Source organism: Achromobacter colocynthidis (genome assembly GCF_057334535.1).
In genome coordinates, this window is record NZ_JBHFIZ010000017.1 from 1 (window position 1) to 465 (window position 465).

General features: G+C 56.3%; 2 tRNA genes. Both read right to left on the reverse strand.

From position 1 onward, the window contains the following. Nucleotides 1-151: 151 nt before the first annotated feature. Nucleotides 152-228 (reverse strand) — tRNA-Ala (locus ACE04A_RS06140). 69 nt (nucleotides 229-297) lie between these two features. Beyond that, nucleotides 298-373, reverse strand: a tRNA-Glu gene (locus ACE04A_RS06145). Nucleotides 374-465: the final 92 nt, after the last annotated feature.

Sequence of the window (465 nt, forward strand, 5' to 3'; positions counted from 1 at the left end):
TCTTGCATGCCATGCAAGCGCTCTCCCAGCTGAGCTATACCCCCACAGGGCGCCTTGGTGTTCCGAACGGCAAACAACAAGGTCTCACACTCTATAAAAGCAAAAAGCCCCGAAGACGGAGCTCTTGAAAGACCGAGAGCGAGAGAGCTTTTGGCGGAGCGGACGGGGCTCGAACCCGCGACCCCCGGCGTGCCAGGCCGGTATTCTAACCAACTGAACTACCGCTCCGCAGCGGTTTACTGAACTTCATCACTACACTGCGGTGTCAAGGCAGCTTGGAACTACATGCCAGTGAACTGGCGTCCCCTAGGGGATTCGAACCCCTGTACTCACCGTGAAAGGGTGATGTCCTAGGCCTCTAGACGAAGGGGACTTGGACTTGCTGTACTGCATTACTGGTACTGCATTCTTCGCTGTTGACTGGTGGAGGTAAGCGGGATCGAACCGCTGACCTCTTGCATGCCA